This is a genomic window from Pseudocitrobacter vendiensis (genome assembly GCF_943590815.1).
GTDB lineage: Bacteria > Pseudomonadota > Gammaproteobacteria > Enterobacterales > Enterobacteriaceae > Pseudocitrobacter > Pseudocitrobacter vendiensis.
This window is the reverse complement of the sequence record NZ_CALSBS010000005.1, coordinates 1-20,927: the sequence shown is the minus strand read 5'-3', so window position 1 is coordinate 20,927 and position 20,927 is coordinate 1. Positions and strand designations below refer to the sequence as shown.

Below are 20,927 nucleotides of genomic sequence, written 5' to 3'. Positions count from 1 at the left end.
ATTGTCAACCTTACGTCATGCCATCGATAAGGATTAAAGATGATATGAAATAGGTGTGTAAAAATAATGTTGCATTATAACAATGGATTAACTGAGGGGTTTTATCATGATTTCTGCGAGTACACTGAACTCAGAACTCATTAATAAAATCGCACAGGATTTTGCACAAGCCACCAGTCTGGCGGTTGTGGTGGTCAATATTCATGGTGATGAAATTTCTGAGCTGTTTAATTTCACCTCATTTTGCCAGATGATGCGTCAGCATCCGCAGCACAGCACTCGCTGCCGGATGAGCGATCGCTGCGGTGGGCTGGAGGCGTCGAAATCAGATCAGCCGTGCATCTATCGCTGTCATGCCGGGTTAACGGATATTTCTATTCCACTGGTGATTGCCGGGCATCTTGTCGGGTTCGTTCTGTGTGGCCAGGTACGTGTGCGCAATGAAGCGGAGACGGGCATGATTGATATTCTGAATATTGATGATCGCTGGCAGGCCGATCCTGAACTGCTTAATGAATTTCGCAATGTCCCGGAAATGGATTTTTCACGGGTGATGGCTTCTGCGGATCTCCTGAAATTGATAGTAGAAAACTGCCTTAAAAAGCAGCTTAATTTTGTGGTGATTAAAGATAACCCTCAGCAGGCGGCATTGCCCCGTTCCGTGCGGGAGACGAATCCTCATGACAGTAAAATGAATAAAGCACTACGTTACATTGATGCGCATTTGTCGGATGAACTTCGTCTCGAAGAGGTAGCTTCTCATGTTTATCTTAGCCCTTATTACTTCAGCAAACTGTTTAAAAAGTATCAGGGTATTGGCTTCAACGCCTGGGTAAATCAACAACGTATGGCGAGCGCCAAAGAGTTGCTGAGCCACAGTAACTGGAGCATTGCCAGTATTGCCCGTAATTTAGGATTTTCTCAGACCAGCTATTTCTGCAAGGTTTTTCGCCACACCTACCAGATAACGCCGCAGGCGTATCGCCAGCAAATTAGCGAAAAGCGTTCAGAAGAATCGGCCTGATTTGCATTGCCGATTTTTGATACTGTATTGCATGGATAGCGATGTAGCATGAAAAAATCTCGCGCCATGCAATAAATTGTCACAGCGCAACAAAATAGTGATTTAGGAGAGATAAACTGCAACGACAATTATTTTTGTGATGAGATAACGGCGTTATTGCGAATTGATTTTTTCGCTTTATGCATTCGTTAACACATCATTTTGTGATGAGCAGTATACGGCTGCTCATCATGTAAAACCGACAGGTCAGACACGTAATGTGTCAGGGAAGGGGGTGTAAATCCCCCGCAGCCCCCGCTGCTGTAATGCTGACGACCCCGTAATAACCACTGATCGCGAGATTGGGAAGGACGGGCGAGGATGATGCTAAGCCAGAAGACCTGCCTGTCGGTACATCTCAACAACTTCGGTGGGAAGTGGGTTGCTCAGAAGCGTGCGGTCGAAAGACCGGGTATACGCGCATCCTGATGTTCCCCTACCACCCTGACAGGAATCGGGGTATGGCGGCCAGACGTTACGCATTCATTCTTGCAGGAACCGGCAGCGGCTGTGGCAAAACCACGGTAACGCTTGGCTTACTGAGCCTGCTGAAACAACGCGGATGGCGGGTACAGCCGTACAAAGTGGGCCCGGATTACCTTGATACCGGTTGGCATACGGCGGTATCCGGTGTCGCCTCTCGTAACCTTGATAGTTTCATGCTGCCCGCCCCGGTGCTGAACGCCCTGTTTAATGAGCAGATGCAACAGGCGGATATTGCGGTCATTGAAGGTGTGATGGGCCTTTATGACGGAATAGGTTCCGACCCTAACCAGTGCAGCACCGCTGCGATGGCGAAACAACTGGGTTGTCCGGTCATCCTGCTGGTTGACGGCAAAGCCGTTTCAACCTCCATTGCCGCGACAGTCATGGGTTTTCAACATTTCGACCCCTCTTTGAATATCGCGGGCGTGATTGTCAATCGCGTCAACAGCGACAGCCATTTCGAGCTTTTAAAAACGGCCATTGAGCGCTACTGCGCGCTGCCAGTACTTGGCTACGTTCCTTCCGTGGCGGGTGTTGCTCTGCCGGAACGTCACCTTGGGTTAGTTACCGCGCGTGAGTCTGTGGTGACCCAACAGCCATGGCGCGATTTTGCTGACACCCTCGCGCTGACGCTGGATATCGACAAACTGCTGACGCTAAGTGCCCTTGAACACGATCCTCAGGGCGAATGGCCGCCTCTGCCTGCTGTTCATGATGGCGAAAATATCACTCTGGCGCTGGCGGACGATGAGGCGTTCAATTTCTACTATCCCGACAATATCGCGCTGATCGCGCGTGCGGGTATCAATGTTGTGCGCTTTAGCCCCCTGCACGATAACGTGCTGCCGGAGTGCCAGATGATCTGGCTGGGTGGTGGCTACCCGGAGTTGCATGCCAAAGCGCTGGCGGCAAACCAGACGATGCTTGCACAACTTCGCGCGGCGCACGCACGCGGTGTGGCTATCTACGCCGAATGTGGCGGCCTGATGTATCTCGGCAGTACGCTTGAAGATGCGCAGGGCGAAATCCACCCGATGGCAAATATCATTCCCGGTCACAGCAAAATGGGTAAACGGCTGACGCGTTTTGGCTACTGCGAGGCGCAGGCTCGTGAGCAGACCCTGCTGGCGGCCCCCGGTGAAACGCTGCGGGGCCACGAGTTTCACTACTCTGACTTCTCCCCGCAAACCCCGGCGGTCCTCGATTGTCGCAAAGTGCGTGATGGGCAGACTCTACAAACCTGGTCAGGTGGCTGGCAGGTTGGCAACACGTTTGCCAGCTATCTGCACATGCACTTCGCCCAGCATCCGATGATGCTGGCACACTGGCTCAATGCCGCGAGGAGCGCACGATGACGCTGCTTGCCTGGTGTATCGCCTGGATACTCGACGTGCTTATTGGCGACCCGCATAACTGGCCGCATCCGGTACGCTGGATGGGCGCGCTTATCAACGCGGTGCAGACAAAGGTGCGCCGTTACTGCCACAGCGATCGCGCATTGCGTATCGGTGGCGGGGTGATGTGGCTGGTGGTGGTCGGCGTGACCTGGGCGCTTTCCTGGAGTGTACTGGCACTGGCATTTACGCTCCATAGCTGGCTGGGCTGGGCGGTTGAAATCTGGATGATTTTCACCGTGCTTGCCGGGCGCAGCCTCGCCGATGCTGCGCGCGCTGTAGAACGCCCGTTACAGGCGGGCGACCTGGCGGAAAGCCGCGTAAAACTTTCCTGGATAGTGGGACGCGACACGTCGCAACTGCAACCCGAGCAGATTAACCGCGCTGTGGTCGAGACGGTTGCCGAAAACAGCGTCGATGGCATTATCGCGCCGCTCTTCTTCCTGATGCTTGGCGGTGCGCCGCTGGCAATGGCGTATAAAGCAATCAATACCCTCGATTCCATGGTCGGCTACAAACATGAGAAATACCGCGCGATTGGCATGGTGAGCGCCCGGCTGGACGACGTCGCCAACTTCATTCCTGCGCGTCTGAGCTGGCTGTTGCTCAGCGCCGCCGCATTTCTTTGCCGCGACAACGCCGCTGCCGCGTTACGTATCGGCTGGCGCGATCGCCATCGCCACAGCAGCCCCAACTGTGCATGGTCTGAAGCTACCGTTGCCGGCGCGCTGGGTATCCGTCTCGGTGGCCCGAATGACTACTTTGGTGAGCGTGTTGAGAAGCCGTGGATAGGCGACGCGCGACGCCACATTTCTGTAGGTGACATATCCCGAACGATTCGACTGATGTGGGTTGCTTCCACGCTGGCGCTGGTGCTGTTTATGACGGCACGGTGGCTGGTTGCTGGTGCGGCCTGAGGAGTAGCACATGAATTACATCCGCCAGCCACAGGCCATTGAGGCCAAAAGCTTTGACATTATTGGCGAGATAATCCGCGAAACCCGACCTGATTACCGGTTCGCCAGCCCGCTCCATGAAGCGATTATCAAACGGGTCATTCACACCACCGCCGATTTCGAATGGCTGGACATTTTATGGTTTTCCGCCGATGCCCTGGAGCAGCTAACCGCGGCGTTAAGCCGCCCTTGCACGCTCTACACCGATACAACAATGGCGCTCTCCGGCATCAACAAACCGCTGCTGGCAAACTCTGGCGGCGAATGCCGCTGCTATATCAGTGACCCGCGCGTAGTGCGCGAAGCGAAGGCGCAGGGCATCACGCGTTCAATGGCGGCGGTCGATATCGCAGTGCGTGAAGAGGGTGAAAAGGTGTTTGTATTCGGCAACGCACCGACGGCCTTGTTCCGTCTGCTGGAGCATCCTGTAAAGGTGAGCGGTGTGGTGGGCGTTCCGGTCGGGTTTGTGGGTGCGGCGGAATCTAAAGAGGCGCTGACGCACAGTGATTTACCCGCCATTGCTGCGCTGGGGCGTAAAGGGGGAAGTAATGTGGCGGCGGCGATTGTGAATGCCATTCTCTATCATCTGCGAGATGCGAAATGAGTGACGCGGCATTTGATGCACCTGTCTGGCACAACGGTAAGCCCCTGCGTAAGGGCTATACCACGGGGTCCTGTGCCACTGCGGCGGCGAAAGTCGCGGCGCTGATGGTGCTGCGTCAGCATCTCATCCACCAGGTCTCTATCGTTACGCCCTCTGGCGTGACGCTCAACCTGAACGTGGAATCGCCGCACATTGAAGGGCAGCAGGCCGTGGCGGCGATACGCAAAGATGGTGGTGACGATATTGATGCCACTCACGGCATGCTGATTTTTGCCCGTGTCAGCCTGAACGACAGCGGCGAGATTGTGCTGCGCGGCGGTGAAGGTGTTGGCACCGTCACCCGCAAAGGGGTGGGGCTGCCGTTGGGAAGCGCGGCGATTAACCGCACACCACGTCAGACGATTGAAGCCGCCGTCCGTGAAGCTATCGGCCCATTGCGCGGTGCGGAAGTGGAAATTTTTGCCCCGGAAGGTGAAGAGCGGGCGCTGAAAACCTATAACGCGCGCCTCGGTATTGTTGGCGGTATTTCGATTCTGGGCACGACGGGAATTGTTACGCCGATGTCAGAAGAGAGCTGGAAACGCTCCCTGTCGCTGGAACTGGAGATCAAACGTGCTGCCGGGTTGACGCGAGTCGTGCTGGTGCCGGGGAACCACGGTGAGCGCTTTGTCCGGGAACAAATGGGCATCGACAGTAATGTGGTGGTCACCATGAGCAACTTCGTCGGCTACATGGTGGAAGAAGCGGTGCGTCTGGGGTATCAGCACATTGTCCTCATTGGTCATCCCGGCAAGCTTATCAAAATTGCCGCCGGGATTTTCCACACCCACAGCCATATCGCGGATGCGAGAATGGAAACGCTGGTGGCGCATCTGGCGCTGCTGGGCGCACCGCTCGAACTGCTGACGCTGGTCGGCGACTGCGATACCACTGAGGCGGCGATGGAGCACATCGACGCTTACGGTTTCCAGCATATCTACAACCATCTTGCCGAACGTATCTGCATGCGGGTACTGCAAAAACTCCGCTACACCAAAACGCCGCCTGTTTGCGACGCCATCATGTTCGCCTTTGATAACCAGGTCCTGGGCAGTAATCGCCCGGTCAGCGACATTGTGGAGGCGCTGCAATGTTAACCGTTGTGGGAATGGGGCCGGCCGGATTAACGCTGATTACGCCGCTGGCACAGAACGCTATCGCGCAAGCCGATGCACTGGTGGGGGCAAAACGTCATCTGGCTCAGTTTCCCGATTTTAACGGCGAGCAGCGTCTCCTTGATGCCGATATTGCGCAACTGCTGGTGTGGATAACGGAACATCAGCACCAGAACATCGTGGTGCTGGCCTCTGGCGATCCCCTGTTTTACGGCATTGGTACGCGCATGGTGGCGCATTTTGGGCGTGAAGCAGTGCGTATTGTGCCGGGCATTAGCGCCGTGCAATACCTCTGCGCCCGCGCGGGTATTGATATGAACGAAATGTGGCTGACCAGCAGCCATGGCCGTGAGGTTTCTTTTGATGAACTGGCTCGTCAGCGCAAAGTGGCGATGGTGACGGATGCCCGGTGCGGCCCGCGTCATATTGCGGCGCAACTCGTCGCGCGGGGAAAAGGGGAACGCTGGATGGTGATTGGCGAAAATCTGGCGATGGAAAATGAACAGATCCACTGGCTGCGCGTCAGTGAGGTCAATGCTGACTATGGCATGAATACCGTGGTGATCCTTGATGAAAGATGAACTGTTTTTACGCGGTGAAAAAGTCCCGATGACCAAAGAAGTGGTCCGCGCACTGGCGTTATCAAAGCTGGAACTGCACCGTGCTGACCATTTTATTGATGTTGGCGCAGGTACGGGAAGCGTCTCCATTGAAGCCGCAGTGCATTTTCCCGCGCTTCAGGTTACTGCGATTGAACGCAACCCGGCGGCGCTCGACCTGATGGCTCAGAATTGCCGCCATTTCGGCTGTGAACACATCTCGATTGTTCAGGCGCACGCCCCTGTTGCGGTAAAAGAGAAAGCTGATGCCATTTTCGTGGGCGGTAGCGGCGGCGAGTTACCCGCGCTTATCGACTGGGCGTTTGAGCAACTCCATCCCGCCGGGCGACTGGTGATGACCTTTATCCTGCAGGAAAACCTTAATGCCGCGCTGGCGCACCTGCAAGCACGTGGGTGTGTTGAGGTGGATTGCCAGCACATTCAGGTATCAGCACGTATGCCGCTCGGTAGCGGTCACTATTTCAAAGCCAATAACCCCGTTTATGTCATCGCCTGTCAGAAGGAAGAAGCGCATGTCTGAAACATTCGACCCCCGTTGCGTCTGGTTTGTGGGCGCAGGCCCCGGTGACCGGGAACTGATTACCCTTAAGGGCTACCGGTTATTACAGCAAGCACAGGTGGTGATTTACGCCGGATCGCTTATCAACACGGAACTGCTGGAATACTGCCCGGTGGAAGCGCAGTACTACGACAGCGCTGAGCTCCACCTGACGCAAATTCTCGATGTGATGGAGGCGGGCATCAAAGCAGGAAAAACCGTGGTTCGCCTGCAAACGGGCGATGTCTCGCTCTATGGTTCCGTGCGCGAGCAGGGGGAAGAGTTAACCCGCAGAGGGATTGCGTGGCAGGTGGTGCCGGGCGTGAGCGCTTTTCTGGGAGCGGCGGCAGAGCTGGGCGTCGAGTACACCGTGCCGGAAGTGTCGCAAAGTCTCATCATTACGCGTCTTGAAGGACGCACGCCGGTCCCGGAACGCGAACAGCTTGAATCTTTCGCACAGCATCAAACCTCAATGGCGATTTATCTCTCCGTCCAGCGAATCAACCGCGTTGCCGAACGCCTGATTGAAGGCGGGTATCCGGCAACGACGCCCGTTGCGGTCATCTACAAAGCGACCTGGCCCGAAAGCCAGACTGTACGCGGCACACTGGCAGATATCGCCGACAAAGTGCGCGATGCGGGCATTCGCAAAACAGCGCTGATTCTGGTGGGGAAATTTTTGGGCGATGAATACCACTATTCAAAACTCTATGCCGCGGACTTTAGCCATGAATATCGTAAAGCCTGAGTCAATAGCGCTGTTTTGCCTGACGCCCGGCGGAGTTCGTTTGGCAAAACGCTTATCGGCCCTGTTGCCGATGACCTGTTTTACCAGTGAAAGCTTGCTGGAAGCGGGGTTTAGTCCCTTTGAGGGGGGATTCGCGCAGGCTGCCCGTGAGGCATTCGCGAACTATTCTGCGCTGATTTTTATTGGTGCAACGGGGATTACCGTTCGCGTGCTGGCACCGGTGATCGCCGACAAGTTTAGTGACCCGGCGGTGATCGTTATTGATGAGCAGGGGCGTCATGTTATCAGCCTGCTTTCGGGACATGCTGGCGGGGCGAATGCCCTGACGCGTTATCTGGCCGATTTGCTCGATGCTGAGCCGGTGATTACGACCGCGACAGATGTGAACCAACTGGCGTCACTCGATACGCTGGCCTTTCAGCTAAATGCGCGAATGGTTGATTTTCGCGCGACGGTAAAAACCGTCAACCAGATGCTGGTAAGCGGGAAGCGGATAGGGTTGTGGTGCGATGCCCCTTTTCAGCAGGCACTCAGTCAGTGTGATAGCCGTGGGTTTATTGCCGTTGCCGATTTGCAGTCGTTACCGGAACTGGATGCGCTCGTGTGTATCACGCTGCAGCGCGACTTACCTGATATTGCCATCAGACACTGGAAGCTGATTCCACAGCGTGTTGTGGCCGGGATTGGTTGTCGTCGCGATACCCCCGGTCCACGCGTCTTCGCGCTGCTTGAGCGCCTGATGGCAGCGCAAAATGTTGACCCGCTGGCGTTGAAAGCCATCGGCAGCATTGAGCTTAAAAAAGAGGAAGCCGCGCTGAACGAGCTTGCTGCAGCCTGCCGCGTGCCGTTTTACACCTTCAGCGCCGACGCGTTGAGTGAACATGAACACCGATTTACCTCCTCTGATTTTGTCCGCCAGACGGTGGGCGTTGGCAGCGTCTCCGGCCCATCGGCCTGGTTGCTGAGTGAGGGCAATATCACCGGAGAGACCCTGCGCGAACAGGGCGTCACCATCACTTTGGGAGTAGCACACTGATGTTAACCGTTATTGGAATTGGCCCTGGCTCGCAGGCAATGATGACTATGGAAGCCGTGGAAGCGTTACAGGCGGCGGAAATTATCGTCGGTTATAAAACGTATACCCATCTGGTGAAAGCCTTTACCGGCGACAAGCAGGTTATCAAAACCGGCATGTGCAAAGAGATTGAGCGTTGCCAGACGGCGATTGACCTGGCGCAGTCCGGGCACAACGTGGCGCTGATCAGCAGCGGCGATGCCGGTATTTACGGCATGGCAGGGCTGGTGCTGGAACTGGTCAGCAAACAGAAATGTGATGTGGAAGTGCGCCTGATTCCAGGGATGACCGCCAGTATTGCGGCGGCGTCATTGCTTGGCGCGCCGCTGATGCATGACTTCTGCCACATCAGCCTGAGCGACCTGCTGACGCCGTGGCCGGTTATTGAAAAACGCATTATCGCCGCAGGAGAGGCTGACTTTGTTATCTGTTTCTATAACCCGCGCAGCCGGGGTCGCGAAGGACACCTGGCGCGCGCGTTTGAACTGCTGGCCGCCAGTAAAAGTGCGAATACGCCGGTGGGCGTGGTGAAATCGGCGGGGCGTAAGAAAGAGGAAAAATGGGTGACCACCCTTGGCGAGATGGATTTTGCGCCGGTGGATATGACAAGCCTGGTGATTGTCGGCAATAAAACCACCTATGTGCAGGATGGCCTGATGATCACCCCGCGAGGGTATGTGCTGTGAGTTTCGGCGATGTGTTGGTCATTGGCGGCACCAGCGATGCGCGAATGATCTGCCTGCTGCTGGATGCCGCGAATGTGCATTACACCCTTTCCGTTGCTACGCCAACCGGGCAGCAACTGGTGGGCGATATTCGCGGCCAGGTACGCTGCGGGCGGCTGGAGTTGGCGCAGATGGTGACGTGGTTAAAGGAAAACAACACGCGCTGGGTGATCGACGCGTCGCATCCTTACGCCGAAGTCGTGAGCCGTAACGTAGTGCGCGCCTGCGAAGCGGCGGGCGTAGTGCTGAGCCGCTATCAGCGCCCGGAACAGCTACGCGATCTCACCCATCCGTTGCTTCATTTTGTGCCAGATATCCGCCAGGCGTGCGACATGGCGAAGCGTTTTGGCGAGCGCGTATTGCTCACCACCGGCAGTAAAGATTTAGCGCAGTGGCGTGCAGGCCTGCCGGAGAAAACGCTGTTGGCCCGCGTATTACCGGTACCTGAAGTGATAAACCAGTGTGTCGAACTGGGTTTCGGGGTGGGCGAGATTTTTGCACTCTGCGGCCCGTTCAGTGCGGCGTTTAACGCCGCGTTTTACCGCCAGTGCCACGCCGATGTAGTGATTACCAAATCCTCAGGCGCTGAGGGCGGTTATCAGGAAAAAGTACAGCCCTGTCTGGATGCGGGTATTCCCTGCATCGTGATTACGCGCCCGGCACCGCTGGTGTCGGGGGAGGAACTACTGGAAAACCGCGCCGATGTGCAGCGGCGTATTGTACGCTGGCTGGCGACGGCGGAAGGAGAGAATCGATGAAAAAAGCCCTTCTGGTCGTCAGTTTCGGCACCAGCTACCCCGAAACCTGCGAAAAAAATATCGTTGCCTGCGAGCGTGAGCTTGCCGCCAGTTGCCCGGATCGCGACCTGTTTCGCGCTTTCACGTCCGGGATGATTATCCGCAAGCTGAAACAGCGCGACGGTATTGAGATTGATACCCCATTGCAGGCGTTGCAAAAACTGGCGGAGCAGGGATATCAGGATGTGGCGATTCAATCGCTGCATATTATCAACGGTGATGAGTACGAAAAGATTGCAAGCGAAGTGCAATCTCTGCGCCCGCTATTTTCCCATCTGACGCTGGGCGCGCCTTTACTGAGCTCCCACGATGACTACGTTGAGCTGATGTCGGCGCTGCGCCAGCAAATGCCCACGCTCACCGCTAACGAGAAAGTGGTCTTTATGGGCCACGGCGCCAGCCACCATGCCTTTGCCGCCTACGCCTGTTTAGACCATATGATGACCGCGCAGCAGTTTCCTGCACGCGTCGGCGCGGTTGAGAGTTACCCGGAAGTGGACGGTCTGATTGCCAGCATGCAACGCGAAGGCGTGAGTGCGGTTCACCTGATGCCGCTGATGCTGGTCGCGGGCGATCATGCGATCAACGACATGGCTTCTGATGAAGAAGACTCGTGGAAAACCTTATTTAACGCCGCCGGGATCCCCGCCACACCGTGGCTGTGTGGGCTGGGCGAAAACCCGCAGGTGCGGGCGATGTTTGTGAAGCATTTACATCAGGCACTTGATGAAACGCTGGGAGAAGCCGCATGACGGGGAAATTATATGCGCTGAGCACCGGGCCCGGGACATCCGATCTGATTACCGTTCGCGCCGCCCGCACGCTGGGCTCACTCGATATTTTGTATGCGCCCGCCGGACGTAAAGGTGGCGATAGTTTAGCGCTCTCCATTGTGCGGGAGTATCTCGGCGAACAGACCGAAGTTCGCTGTTGCCACTTCCCGATGAGCGCCGACAGCGCGGAAAAAGAAGCCGTCTGGAACGACGTTGCCGCCGCGCTGGTGCAGGAAGTGGAGGCCGGCAAACAGGTCGGATTTATCACGCTGGGCGACGCGATGCTCTTCAGCACCTGGGTCTTTCTGCTGGCGCGTATTGGCAATCCAGACTGGCTGGAGATTGTGCCTGGCGTGACCTCGTTTGCCGCCATTGCCGCCCGCAGTAAAACGCCGCTGGCCATGGAACAGCAGTCGATGGCGGTGATTGCCTGTACCGCGCCAGAATCGGAGATTGCTCAGGCGCTGGTGCAGCACGACAGCCTGGTACTGATGAAGGTGTATGGCCGCTTCGCCCGCATTAAGGCGCTACTGGCGCAGGCGGGGCTGCTGGAGTGTGCGTTGATGATGGCGGAAGCCACGCTGCCCGGCGAGCAGTGCTGGCACAATCTGGCGGAGGTGAGCGACGATCAGCCGCTGCCGTATTTCTCCACCATCCTGGTCAATAAACAGTGGAGGTCAGCGTAATGATCCTTGAAAAACAACTGAAACAGCTTTCCCTGAGCGGCCTCGCCGCCGCGCTGCTGCTGATGGTGGTACCCGAGCAGGCGTTCGCTATGCACATTATGGAAGGTTTTTTACCGCCGATGTGGGCGCTGGCCTGGTGGCTGCTGTTTCTGCCGTGCCTGTGGTACGGCTTAGTGCGCCTGCGCCGCATCGTGGCGGAAGATAATCATCAGAAGGTGCTGCTGGCGCTGTGTGGGGCGTTTATCTTCGTGCTCTCCGCACTAAAAATTCCGTCGGTCACCGGGAGCTGTTCGCACCCCACCGGGGTTGGGCTGGCGGTGATTCTGTTTGGCCCCGGCGTGGTGGCGATTCTGGGCGCCATTGTTCTGTTGTTCCAGGCGTTATTGCTGGCCCACGGCGGATTAACCACGCTGGGCGCCAACGGGATGTCGATGGCGGTCATTGGCCCGGTAGTCGGGTATCTGGTGTGGAAGATGGCCTGCCGCGCCGGGCTGCGTCGCGATGTGTGCGTATTTTTGTGCGCTATGCTGGCGGATCTGGTGACCTATTTCGTCACCTCAGTACAGCTGGGCGTTGCGTTCCCGGACCCTGAAACGGGCGCAACAGGTTCCATCGTCAAATTTATGGGGATCTTCTGCCTGACGCAGATCCCAATCGCTATTGCTGAAGGGTTATTAACGGTGCTGATTTACGATCAGCTTACCAAACGACAGTTGATTTCCGTACAGGGGCATTAAATGAAAAAGACGTTGATTCTATTGGCGATGGTAATTGCGCTGGTGATCCTGCCGTTTTTCATTAATCACGGCGGCGAATATGGCGGGTCGGACGGTGAAGCGGAGAACCAGATTCAGGTGGTCGCACCCGACTATCAACCGTGGTTCCAGCCGCTGTATGAACCAGCCAGCGGCGAGATTGAAAGTTTACTGTTCACGCTGCAAGGCTCCATTGGCGCGGCGGTAATTTTCTATATTCTTGGCTACACCAAAGGACGCCAGCGTCGTGATGACCGGGCTTGACCGCATCAGCTATCAGAGCCGCTGGCGGCATATTGCGCCGGAGTGGAAATTTCTGCTCTGGCTGTTGCTGATGGTGCTGGCATTTACGCTGCCCGTTCTCGGGCGCGTGATAACGCTGCTGTTTACCGCCGCGCTAACCTGCTTTGTGGCGCGCATTTCCCTGTGGCGCTGGTGCCGCTGGATGGCGCTGCCGCTGGGTTTTTTGCTGGTGGGCGTATTGACGATTTTGTTCAGTATCAGCCGCGACCCGCAAAGCCTGTGGTGGGGCATTTCCATTGGTCATTACTGGCTGGGCATGACGCCGTCAGGGCTTTTCACCGCCAACGACACATTCTGGCGTAGCCTGTGCGCGTTGTCGGCGACGTTCTGGTTGGTGCTTAATCTGCCGTTCGATCAGCTCATCGTTTTGCTACAGCGCGCGCGGGTGCCGCGCTTAATCACCGAACAAATTCTGCTGACCTGGCGGTTCATTTTTATTCTGTTAGATGAAGCACTGGCCATTCATCGCGCACAGACGCTGCGTTTTGGGTATCGTAGTCTGCCGAAAGGGTATCGCTCGCTGGCGATGCTGGTTGGGTTGCTGTTCACGAGGGTGCTTATGCGTTATCAGCAGATGGCGACAACGCTGGATATCAAACTTTATCAGGGTGATTTTCACCTTTAGGGGCCCGGATGCTCGCGACCAACAATCTCTGTTTTCGCTATCAGGACTCGCCCGTGTTGACCGGCCTGAATCTTGATTTTTCTGCGCACGCCGTTACCGGGCTGGTGGGCGCTAACGGCTGCGGGAAATCGACGCTGTTTATGAATTTAAGCGGCATATTACGCCCGCAACAGGGCGCGGTACTGTGGCAGGGCAAACCGCTGGAATACAGCAAACGCGGGCTGCTGGCGCTTCGCCAGCAGGTCACCACTGTCTTTCAGGACCCGGACCAGCAAATCTTCTACACCGACATCGACAGTGATATTGCGTTCGCGCTACGCAACCTGGGCGTGGATGCGGCGGAAATCGCCCGCCGCGTCGAGGACGCGCTGACGCTGGTGGATGCACAGCATTTTCGTCATCAACCGATTCAGTGTCTCAGCCACGGGCAGAAAAAGCGCGTGGCGATTGCCGGCGCGCTGGTGCTGAAGGCGCGCTATCTGTTGCTCGATGAACCGACGGCGGGGCTTGATCCGTCCGGGCGTACGCAGATGATTGAGATAATCAGGCGCATTGTTAGCCAGGGCAATCATGTGGTGATCTCCAGCCACGATATTGACCTGATTTATGAAGTGAGCGATGCGGTGTATGTCATGCACCGTGGCGAAGTGCTGGCCGAGGGGGCGCCGGGAGAGGTATTTTCCCGCGCGGATGTGATGGCAAAAGCCGGGTTGACGCAGCCCTGGCTGGTAAAGCTGCATGCCCAACTCGGCCTGCCGCTGTGTAAAACCGAAGATGAATTTTTCAGCCGTATGCGCAACAACAATCAGGAACATGCATGATGACGCAGGCAATTATGATTCAGGGCACCGCGTCCGACGTCGGCAAAAGTGTGCTGGTGGCGGGGCTGTGCCGTATTTTTCATCAGGACGGGCTAAAGACCGCGCCGTTTAAATCGCAGAATATGGCCCTTAATTCCGGCATCACGCCGGATGGCAAAGAGATGGGGCGTGCGCAGATTTTTCAGGCGGAAGCCGCCGGTATTACGCCGGATGTACGCATGAACCCGGTGCTGCTCAAACCGACCAGCGACCGCAAGGCGCAGGTGGTGTTGATGGGCAAAGTCATGACCGATATGGACGCCGTAAGCTATCACGACTATAAGCCGCGCCTGCGTCAGCAAATTCTTGAGGTCTATACCAGCCTTGGGCAGGAGTACGACGCGCTGGTGCTGGAAGGCGCGGGGAGCCCGGCGGAAATTAATCTGCGCGATCGCGATATCGTCAATATGGGCATGGCCGAACTGGCGCAGTGCCCGGTGATTCTGGTGGCTGACATCGACCGGGGTGGCGTTTTTGCTTCCATTTACGGCACGCTGGCACTGCTACTTGAACATGAGCGCGCGCGGGTCAAAGGGGTGATCATCAATAAGTTTCGCGGCGATGTCTCGCTGCTGATGCCTGGTGTTAAACAGATTGAAGACCTTACCGGCGTACCGGTGCTCGGCGTAATGCCGTGGCTGGATGTTGACCTTGAAGAGGAAGACAGCGTTGCTATGCAGCGAGGGCTTTATCGACATGTGGGCGATCGCCCGGTGACCATCGCGGTGGCGCAACTTCCACATTTATCCAACTTCACCGATCTCAACGCGCTGGCGGCGCAGCCGGATGTGCGCGTGCGTTATGTGCGCACGCCGGAGGAACTGGCCGATGCCGACCTCATCATTCTACCGGGCAGCAAAAATACGCTCGGCGATCTTAACTGGTTGCGGCAAAGCGGCCTTGCGCAGGCGTTGCTGGCACGGCACCGCGAAGGCACGCCGGTGATGGGCATTTGCGGCGGCTATCAGATGCTTGGCGAAACGATTACCGATGAGATTGAATCGGGGCTCGGCGTACTACCGGGTCTGGGGCTGCTGGCGACAGACACGCTGTTTGCGCCGGAGAAAACTACCGAGCAAACGCGCGCGCGCCTACAAACTACGCTCCCCGGCTGGCTGGCGAATGTCTCCGGGATGGATATTTCCGGGTATGAAATCCATATGGGGACCACCACCCGCCACGCGCACTGTCGCGCGGCGCTGGAGCTGCATCGCCCGGACGGCTCCACGCTTGCCGACGGCGCGGTCAGCGACGATGGGCTGGTATTCGGCACCTATCTGCACGGTTTATTCGATAGCGATGCTTTCACGCGCGGCATCGTTAACGCTCTGCGTCAGCGCAAAGGGCTTTCCGCGCTGGACGTCACGGTGAGCTATGCCGATTACAAAGCGCAGCAGTTTGATATCCTCGCCAACGCGATGCGTGAACATATTGATATTGAGAAGATTTATCAGATTATGCACGACTATCAGGAGCCGCAATCATGATACTGGTCACCGGTGGCGCGCGCAGCGGTAAAAGCCGTCACGCGGAATCACTGCTGCGCGAATACCCGCACGTGCTTTACATCGCCACCTCGCAAATTACCGATGCGGAAATGGACGCGCGCATTCAGCATCACCGCGATAGCCGCCCGGCGCACTGGCGGACTGCCGAACGCTGGCAGGATTTAGACGCGGTGATCGCCCCGACAAACGATCCCGAAGAAGCGATTTTGCTGGAGTGTGTGACGACGCTTGTGACCAACGTGCTGTTTGCCAACGGCGGGGAAGGCGATGTCGATAACTGGGATTTCGCGGCGCTGGAAAGGGCGGTGGACCTGGAAATTGAGAAGCTTATTATAGCCTGCCAGCGCTGCCCATCATTGGTGGTGCTGGTAACCAATGAAGTGGGAATGGGGATCGTGCCGGAGAACCGTCTGGCGCGCCATTTTCGCGACATTGCCGGGCGAGTGAATCAAAGACTGGCGCAGGCGGCGGATGACGTCTGGCTGGTGGTGTCAGGAATTGGAGTCAAAATAAAATGAGCAGGATCTTCTTTGCCACGCTGTCGTTTATGAGCCGTTTGCCGGTGCCTCAGCGCTGGTCGCAGGGCCTGGATATCGACCAGTATGTCCGTGGCGTTGTTACGTTTCCCCTCGTCGGGTTACTGCTGGGGGCATTAAGCGGGCTGGTCTTTATGCTGCTACAGCCCTGGTGCGGCGTGCCGCTGGCGGCATTTTTCGCGGTGCTGGCGCTGGCGCTGTTGACCGGGGGGTTCCATCTGGATGGCCTGGCCGATACCTGTGATGGCGTCTTCTCTGCGCGTCGTCGTGAAAAAATGCTGGAGATCATGCGCGACAGTCGCCTGGGCACACACGGTGGATTAGCGCTCATTTTTGTTCTGCTTGGCAAAGTGCTGGCGGTGAATGAAGTGGCGCTGCGTGATACGCCGATGCTGGCGGCGCTGGCCTGTGCCTGTATCGCCGGCCGCGGCTGTGTGGTGCTGCTGATGTATCGCCACCGCTACGCGCGTGAAGAGGGGCTGGGCAATCTGTTTATTGGCAAAGTTACCGCTCGCCAGGCGGCGTTGACCCTCGCGCTGACTGCGGTACTGGTGGTGACGCTGCTGGGAGCACATGGGTTACGTGCGCTTCTGGTGACCTTTATTGCCGTCTTTATCCTTGGTCAGTTGCTCAAACGTACCCTGGGGGGCCAGACGGGTGACACCATGGGCGCAAGCATTGAACTGGGCGAACTTATCTTTCTGCTGGCGTTAATTTAAGCCAGCCTTAACGGAACATCGGGGAAAAAGATGCAAACACTCTCAACGCTGCTCGCTGCTATTCCGGCGTTAGATAGCGCCGCGATGGCGCAGGCGCAGCACCATATCGACGGGTTGCTTAAACCGCCGGGAAGCCTGGGACGCCTGGAAGCGCTGGCGATACAGTTAGCGGGCATGCCGGGGCTAAAAGGTAAGCCGCAGGTCGCGCAAAAAGCGATTCTGGTGATGTGCGCCGATCATGGCGTCTGGCATGAAGGCGTGGCGATTTCGCCGCAGGTGGTCACTGCGATTCAGACCGTTAACATGACGCGTCATACTACCGGCGTTTGCGTACTGGCGGCGCAGGCGGGGGCGAAAGTGCATGTGATTGATGTCGGGATTGACGCCGATCCTATCCCTGATGTGGTGAACATGAAAGTGGCGCGCGGCAGTGGCAACATTGCGCGTGGCCCGGCAATGCGCCATCAACAGGCGCAGGAATTGCTGCTGGAAACCATCCGCTATACGCAAAATCTGGCACAGCAGGGGGTAACGCTGTTTGGCGTTGGCGAGTTGGGCATGGCGAACACCACGCCCGCCGCGGCGATTGTCAGTGTGTTAACGGGCGCCGATCCGCAGGAATCCGTAGGGATTGGCGCGAACCTGCCCCAGGCACAACTGGCGAATAAAGTGGATGTGGTGCGACGCGCAATCGCGGTTAATCAGCCCAATGCGGCTGATGGCGTGGATGTGCTGGCAAAAGTGGGCGGTTTCGATTTAGTCGGCATGACGGGCGTGATGCTGGGTGCGGCATCCTGTGGTCTTCCGGTGGTACTGGACGGCTTCCTTTCTTACGCCTCGGCGCTGGCTGCGTGTCGAATCGCCCCGGCGGTCAAACCGTATCTGATCCCCTCGCATCTGTCGGCGGAGAAGGGCGCACGTATCGCGCTGGAAGCATTGCAGCTTGAGCCGTATCTCAATATGCAGATGCGTTTGGGTGAAGGAAGTGGGGCGGCAATGGCGATGCATATCGTGGAATCCGCCTGCGCTATTTATAACAACATGGGGACGTTAGCCGAAAGTAATATCGTCCTGCCAGAGAAGTAATCTTTTCCCTCACCGCTCCGCACTGGAGCGGTTTCGCTTCGCCTAAATAAAATTCCCCTCGTTAATCACTGCTTTTATCAGCGGAAGGTAAACAAAAAAGCTATAATTAACAATTATCTTTCACGGCTGAGGAAGGGAAATTATGCGTCGTGTCAAACGGTTATGCTCCGCTATGCTGCTGCTTGCCAGCCAGAGCGTTCTGGCGGTGACCTACCCGCTGCCCCCGGAAGGAAGCCGACTGGTCGGCAGCCCGTTAAAAATCATCGTCCCTCTCGACAGTAACTTCCCGCTGGAAGCCTTCGCCGCCCGCTATGGGCAGGGGCTGAGCAATATGCTGGAGGCCAACCCTGGTGTGGATGTTTATCTTCCCGCGCGCGGTACAACGCTGACCATTCCGCAGCAGCTCATCCTGCCTGATACGCCGCGAGAAGGTATCGTGATTAACGTTGCGGAGATGCGCCTCTATTACTACCCACCGGACGGCAGCAGCGTTGAAGTGCTGCCGATTGGCATTGGCCAGGCAGGGCGTGAAACACCGCGCAACTGGGTAACAAAAGTGGAGCGTAAGCAGGAAGGACCCACCTGGGTGCCGACGGCCAATACGCGTCGTGAATACGCCAAAGAGGGCAAAACGCTGCCCGCGATGGTGCCTGCCGGGCCAGAAAACCCGATGGGGCTGTACGCTATTTATATTGGCAGGCTGTATGCCATCCACGGCACCAATGCGAATTTTGGTATTGGGCTGCGCGTAAGCCAGGGCTGTATTCGCCTTCGCAATGACGATATCAAATATTTGTTTGATACGGTGCCGGTGGGCACACGGGTGCAAATTATTGACCGCCCGGTGAAATACACGACTGAACCAGACGGCAGCCGCTGGCTGGAAGTTCACGAGCCGTTATCCCGTAACCGCGCTGAATATGAATCGGATAAAAAAGTACCGCTCCCGGTCACGCCAGCCATGCAGGCTTTCGTGCGCGGGGAAGGGGTAGATGCTACCCGGGCGCAAAGCGAAATGCAGCGTCGTTCGGGCATGCCGGTGAATATCAGTGCGGGAAGTGAGCGTTTCTGATTTGCAGATAGCAAAAAGCCCGCTAAAAGCGGGCTTCTCGAATTTGGCTCCTCTGACTGGACTCGAACCAGTGACATACGGATTAACAGTCCGCCGTTCTACCGACTGAACTACAGAGGAATCGTTGTGGAGGCACATATTAGCGGCGAAAAAAATTTTGTCAAACACCAATTCTGGCTGTTCATGCTGATTGCCGATTCCGTCAACAATTTGTTGTAATTACCGACAAATATTAAGGAAAAATGTTTTGCAGGATCCGGGTTTCTCCCTCATCATTTGAAATGGAGTTTCAACTTTCTCACTAAGGTCCACTTTGAACGTCACTACCGCGCTCCGTCAGGCCGTCGCACGCACGCCCTGGTATAAAAAACGCAAAAGCTATCGAGTCCTCTTCTGGCGTGAAATCACCCCCCTTGCTGTACCTATTTTTCTGGAGAATACCTGCGTCCTGCTGATGGGGGTATTGAGTACCTTCCTGGTGAGCTGGCTGGGGAAAGAAGCGATGGCAGGGGTCGGGCTTGCCGACAGTTTTAATATGGTGATCATGGCTTTTTTTGCGGCTATCGATCTCGGGACAACGGTGGTGGTCGCCTTTAGTCTGGGTAAACGTGACCGGCGAAGGGCGAGGGCGGCTGCACGACAGTCACTGGTGATTATGACCTTGTTTGCCATTGTGCTGGCTGCGGTCATCCACTATTTCGGCAGTGAGATTATTAATATTGTCGCGGGTGAAGCGACGCCGGAAGTAAAAGGGCTGGCCTTAACCTACCTTGAACTGACGGTGCTGAGTTATCCGGCGGCGGCGATTGCGTTGATTGGTAGCGGCGCGCTGCGTGGCGCAGGGAACACGAAAATTCCGCTGATGATTAACGGTGGAATGAACATTCTCAACATTATCATCAGTAGCATCCTGATTTACGGCGCGTTTTCCTGGCAAGGGTTGGGGTTTGCGGGCGCGGGTCTGGGGTTAACCATTTCGCGCTATATCGGTGCGGCAGCGATTATCTGGGTGCTGATGATTGGCTTTAACCCGGCGCTGCGTATTCCGCTGAAAAGCTATCTGAAGCCGCTGAATTTCGCCATTATCTGGGAGGTGATGGGGATTGGTATTCCGGCCAGCATTGAGTCGGTGCTGTTTAATGGCGGGAAATTACTTACCCAGATGTTTGTTGCCGGAATGGGGACCAACGTTATCGCAGGCAACTTTATTGCCTTTTCTGTGGCGGCGCTCATTAACTTGCCCGGTAACGCCCTGGGTTCGGCATCAACTATCATCACGGGTAAACGTTTGGGTACCGGGCAGATTGGTCAGGCGGAACGCCAGCTGCGCCATGTCTTCTGGATGTCGACCATCGTACTGACGGCCATTGCCTGGGGCACCGCGCCATTTGCGGGGCTGTTCGCGTCATTCTATACCCAGGAGCAGGATGTAAAAGAAGTGGTGAAAGTGCTGTTGTGGCTGAACGCTGCCTTTATGCCAATCTGGGCCGCATCCTGGGTGCTGCCCTCAGGCTTTAAAGGCGCGCGTGATGTGCGCTTTGCGATGTGGGTATCAATGCTGGGGATGTGGGGCTGCCGGGTAGTGGCGGGCTATACGCTGGGTATTGTGCTCGGTATGGGCGTCGTCGGTGTGTGGTTAGGGATGTTCCTCGACTGGGCAGTCCGTGGTGCGCTGTTCTACTGGCGACTGGTCAGTGGCCGCTGGTTGTGGAAATACCCGCGCGTGAAGATGGAGTAAGCGCCATTGCTGTGAAAATCATCAGAAACCGATGATTTTTAACCGAAGTGTGGAATAAAACAGCAAACGGTATTTTTTTGTGAAAACAGGCTTTGACAACCCCGGG

At 56.5% G+C, this 20,927-nt stretch carries 24 protein-coding genes, 1 tRNA gene and 1 riboswitch; of the genes, 24 read left to right on the top strand and 1 reads right to left on the bottom strand.

Features of this window, described 5'->3' with window-relative positions; translation table 11 throughout:
* Positions 1–106: 106 nt before the first annotated feature.
* The 22 genes from pocR to ldtA all read left to right on the top strand — a co-directional run bounded on the left by pocR (position 107) and on the right by ldtA (position 19,083).
* Positions 107–1,024, top strand: a complete 918-nt coding sequence (gene pocR / locus NMC31_RS07425; protein WP_149462316.1) for a transcriptional regulator PocR — start codon at positions 107–109, stop codon at positions 1,022–1,024.
* 226 nt (positions 1,025–1,250) lie between these two features.
* Positions 1,251–1,426, top strand: a riboswitch (cobalamin riboswitch).
* Positions 1,427–1,524: 98 nt separating this feature from the next.
* Positions 1,525–2,904, top strand: coding sequence for a cobyrinic acid a,c-diamide synthase CobB (locus NMC31_RS07420; protein WP_253897465.1), 1,380 nt, complete (start codon positions 1,525–1,527; stop codon positions 2,902–2,904).
* Positions 2,901–3,860: an adenosylcobinamide-phosphate synthase CbiB gene (cbiB, locus tag NMC31_RS07415; protein ID WP_253897464.1), complete on the top strand. Its 960-nt coding sequence runs from the start codon at positions 2,901–2,903 to the stop codon at positions 3,858–3,860. Before NMC31_RS07420 ends, cbiB begins: the two co-directional genes overlap by 4 nt.
* Positions 3,861–3,870: 10 nt before the next feature.
* On the top strand, positions 3,871–4,503 hold the full coding sequence (locus tag NMC31_RS07410; RefSeq protein ID WP_253897463.1) for a cobalt-precorrin-8 methylmutase: 633 nt from the start codon (positions 3,871–3,873) through the stop codon (positions 4,501–4,503).
* On the top strand, positions 4,500–5,639 hold the full coding sequence (gene cbiD / locus NMC31_RS07405) for a cobalt-precorrin-5B (C(1))-methyltransferase CbiD (RefSeq protein ID WP_253897462.1): 1,140 nt from the start codon (positions 4,500–4,502) through the stop codon (positions 5,637–5,639). The genes NMC31_RS07410 and cbiD overlap by 4 nt, the downstream gene beginning before the upstream one ends.
* The gene (locus NMC31_RS07400) at positions 5,633–6,238 is read left to right on the top strand and encodes a cobalt-precorrin-7 (C(5))-methyltransferase (RefSeq protein WP_253897461.1); all 606 of its coding nucleotides are present in this window, start codon (positions 5,633–5,635) and stop codon (positions 6,236–6,238) included. The genes cbiD and NMC31_RS07400 overlap by 7 nt, the downstream gene beginning before the upstream one ends.
* Positions 6,228–6,797: a decarboxylating cobalt-precorrin-6B (C(15))-methyltransferase gene (locus NMC31_RS07395; RefSeq protein WP_149462310.1), complete on the top strand. Its 570-nt coding sequence runs from the start codon at positions 6,228–6,230 to the stop codon at positions 6,795–6,797. The genes NMC31_RS07400 and NMC31_RS07395 overlap by 11 nt, the downstream gene beginning before the upstream one ends.
* Positions 6,790–7,563 (top strand): cobalt-precorrin-4 methyltransferase, encoded by a 774-nt coding sequence (locus NMC31_RS07390; protein ID WP_149462309.1) that lies wholly within the window; start codon positions 6,790–6,792, stop codon positions 7,561–7,563. Before NMC31_RS07395 ends, NMC31_RS07390 begins: the two co-directional genes overlap by 8 nt.
* Entirely contained in the window at positions 7,544–8,599 is a 1,056-nt protein-coding gene (gene cbiG, locus NMC31_RS07385) for a cobalt-precorrin 5A hydrolase (RefSeq protein ID WP_253897460.1), read from the top strand. The genes NMC31_RS07390 and cbiG overlap by 20 nt, the downstream gene beginning before the upstream one ends.
* Positions 8,599–9,324, top strand: coding sequence for a precorrin-3B C(17)-methyltransferase (locus NMC31_RS07380; protein ID WP_253897459.1), 726 nt, complete (start codon positions 8,599–8,601; stop codon positions 9,322–9,324). Before cbiG ends, NMC31_RS07380 begins: the two co-directional genes overlap by 1 nt.
* The gene (locus NMC31_RS07375) at positions 9,321–10,121 is read left to right on the top strand and encodes a cobalt-precorrin-6A reductase (RefSeq protein ID WP_253897458.1); all 801 of its coding nucleotides are present in this window, start codon (positions 9,321–9,323) and stop codon (positions 10,119–10,121) included. The genes NMC31_RS07380 and NMC31_RS07375 overlap by 4 nt, the downstream gene beginning before the upstream one ends.
* Positions 10,118–10,912: a sirohydrochlorin cobaltochelatase gene (cbiK, locus tag NMC31_RS07370; protein ID WP_253897457.1), complete on the top strand. Its 795-nt coding sequence runs from the start codon at positions 10,118–10,120 to the stop codon at positions 10,910–10,912. The genes NMC31_RS07375 and cbiK overlap by 4 nt, the downstream gene beginning before the upstream one ends.
* Entirely contained in the window at positions 10,909–11,619 is a 711-nt protein-coding gene (locus tag NMC31_RS07365) for a cobalt-factor II C(20)-methyltransferase (RefSeq protein WP_253897456.1), read from the top strand. Before cbiK ends, NMC31_RS07365 begins: the two co-directional genes overlap by 4 nt.
* Positions 11,619–12,356 (top strand): cobalt ECF transporter S component CbiM, encoded by a 738-nt coding sequence (gene cbiM / locus NMC31_RS07360; RefSeq protein ID WP_253897455.1) that lies wholly within the window; start codon positions 11,619–11,621, stop codon positions 12,354–12,356. The genes NMC31_RS07365 and cbiM overlap by 1 nt, the downstream gene beginning before the upstream one ends.
* Entirely contained in the window at positions 12,357–12,638 is a 282-nt protein-coding gene (locus NMC31_RS07355; protein ID WP_015963893.1) for an energy-coupling factor ABC transporter substrate-binding protein, read from the top strand.
* Complete coding sequence (locus NMC31_RS07350; protein WP_253897600.1) at positions 12,625–13,302, top strand: energy-coupling factor ABC transporter transmembrane protein; 678 nt, start codon at positions 12,625–12,627, stop codon at positions 13,300–13,302. The genes NMC31_RS07355 and NMC31_RS07350 overlap by 14 nt, the downstream gene beginning before the upstream one ends.
* A gap of 8 nt (positions 13,303–13,310) precedes the next feature.
* Positions 13,311–14,123 (top strand): energy-coupling factor ABC transporter ATP-binding protein, encoded by an 813-nt coding sequence (locus NMC31_RS07345; protein WP_253897454.1) that lies wholly within the window; start codon positions 13,311–13,313, stop codon positions 14,121–14,123.
* Entirely contained in the window at positions 14,123–15,649 is a 1,527-nt protein-coding gene (locus NMC31_RS07340; protein ID WP_253897599.1) for a cobyric acid synthase, read from the top strand. The genes NMC31_RS07345 and NMC31_RS07340 overlap by 1 nt, the downstream gene beginning before the upstream one ends.
* Complete coding sequence (gene cobU / locus NMC31_RS07335; protein WP_253897598.1) at positions 15,643–16,188, top strand: bifunctional adenosylcobinamide kinase/adenosylcobinamide-phosphate guanylyltransferase; 546 nt, start codon at positions 15,643–15,645, stop codon at positions 16,186–16,188. The genes NMC31_RS07340 and cobU overlap by 7 nt, the downstream gene beginning before the upstream one ends.
* Entirely contained in the window at positions 16,185–16,925 is a 741-nt protein-coding gene (gene cobS, locus NMC31_RS07330) for an adenosylcobinamide-GDP ribazoletransferase (RefSeq protein ID WP_253897453.1), read from the top strand. Before cobU ends, cobS begins: the two co-directional genes overlap by 4 nt.
* Before the next feature lie 30 nt (positions 16,926–16,955).
* Positions 16,956–18,011 carry a nicotinate-nucleotide--dimethylbenzimidazole phosphoribosyltransferase gene (cobT, locus tag NMC31_RS07325; RefSeq protein WP_253897452.1) on the top strand — a complete coding sequence of 352 codons (1,056 nt, stop codon included), beginning with the start codon at positions 16,956–16,958 and terminating at the stop codon, positions 18,009–18,011.
* A 142-nt stretch (positions 18,012–18,153) separates the two neighbouring features.
* The gene (gene ldtA / locus NMC31_RS07320; protein WP_253897451.1) at positions 18,154–19,083 is read left to right on the top strand and encodes a L,D-transpeptidase; all 930 of its coding nucleotides are present in this window, start codon (positions 18,154–18,156) and stop codon (positions 19,081–19,083) included.
* A 44-nt stretch (positions 19,084–19,127) separates the two neighbouring features.
* Here ldtA and NMC31_RS07315 read toward each other — a convergent pair.
* Positions 19,128–19,203 (bottom strand) — tRNA-Asn (locus tag NMC31_RS07315).
* A 6-nt stretch (positions 19,204–19,209) separates the two neighbouring features.
* Here NMC31_RS07315 and NMC31_RS26260 point away from each other — a divergent pair.
* Positions 19,210–19,302 carry a DUF5951 family protein gene (locus NMC31_RS26260; protein WP_223145796.1) on the top strand — a complete coding sequence of 31 codons (93 nt, stop codon included), beginning with the start codon at positions 19,210–19,212 and terminating at the stop codon, positions 19,300–19,302.
* A 94-nt stretch (positions 19,303–19,396) separates the two neighbouring features.
* Positions 19,397–20,821, top strand: a complete 1,425-nt coding sequence (locus NMC31_RS07310) for an EmmdR/YeeO family multidrug/toxin efflux MATE transporter (protein WP_253897450.1) — start codon at positions 19,397–19,399, stop codon at positions 20,819–20,821.
* The last annotated feature ends 106 nt before the right edge of the window (positions 20,822–20,927 follow it).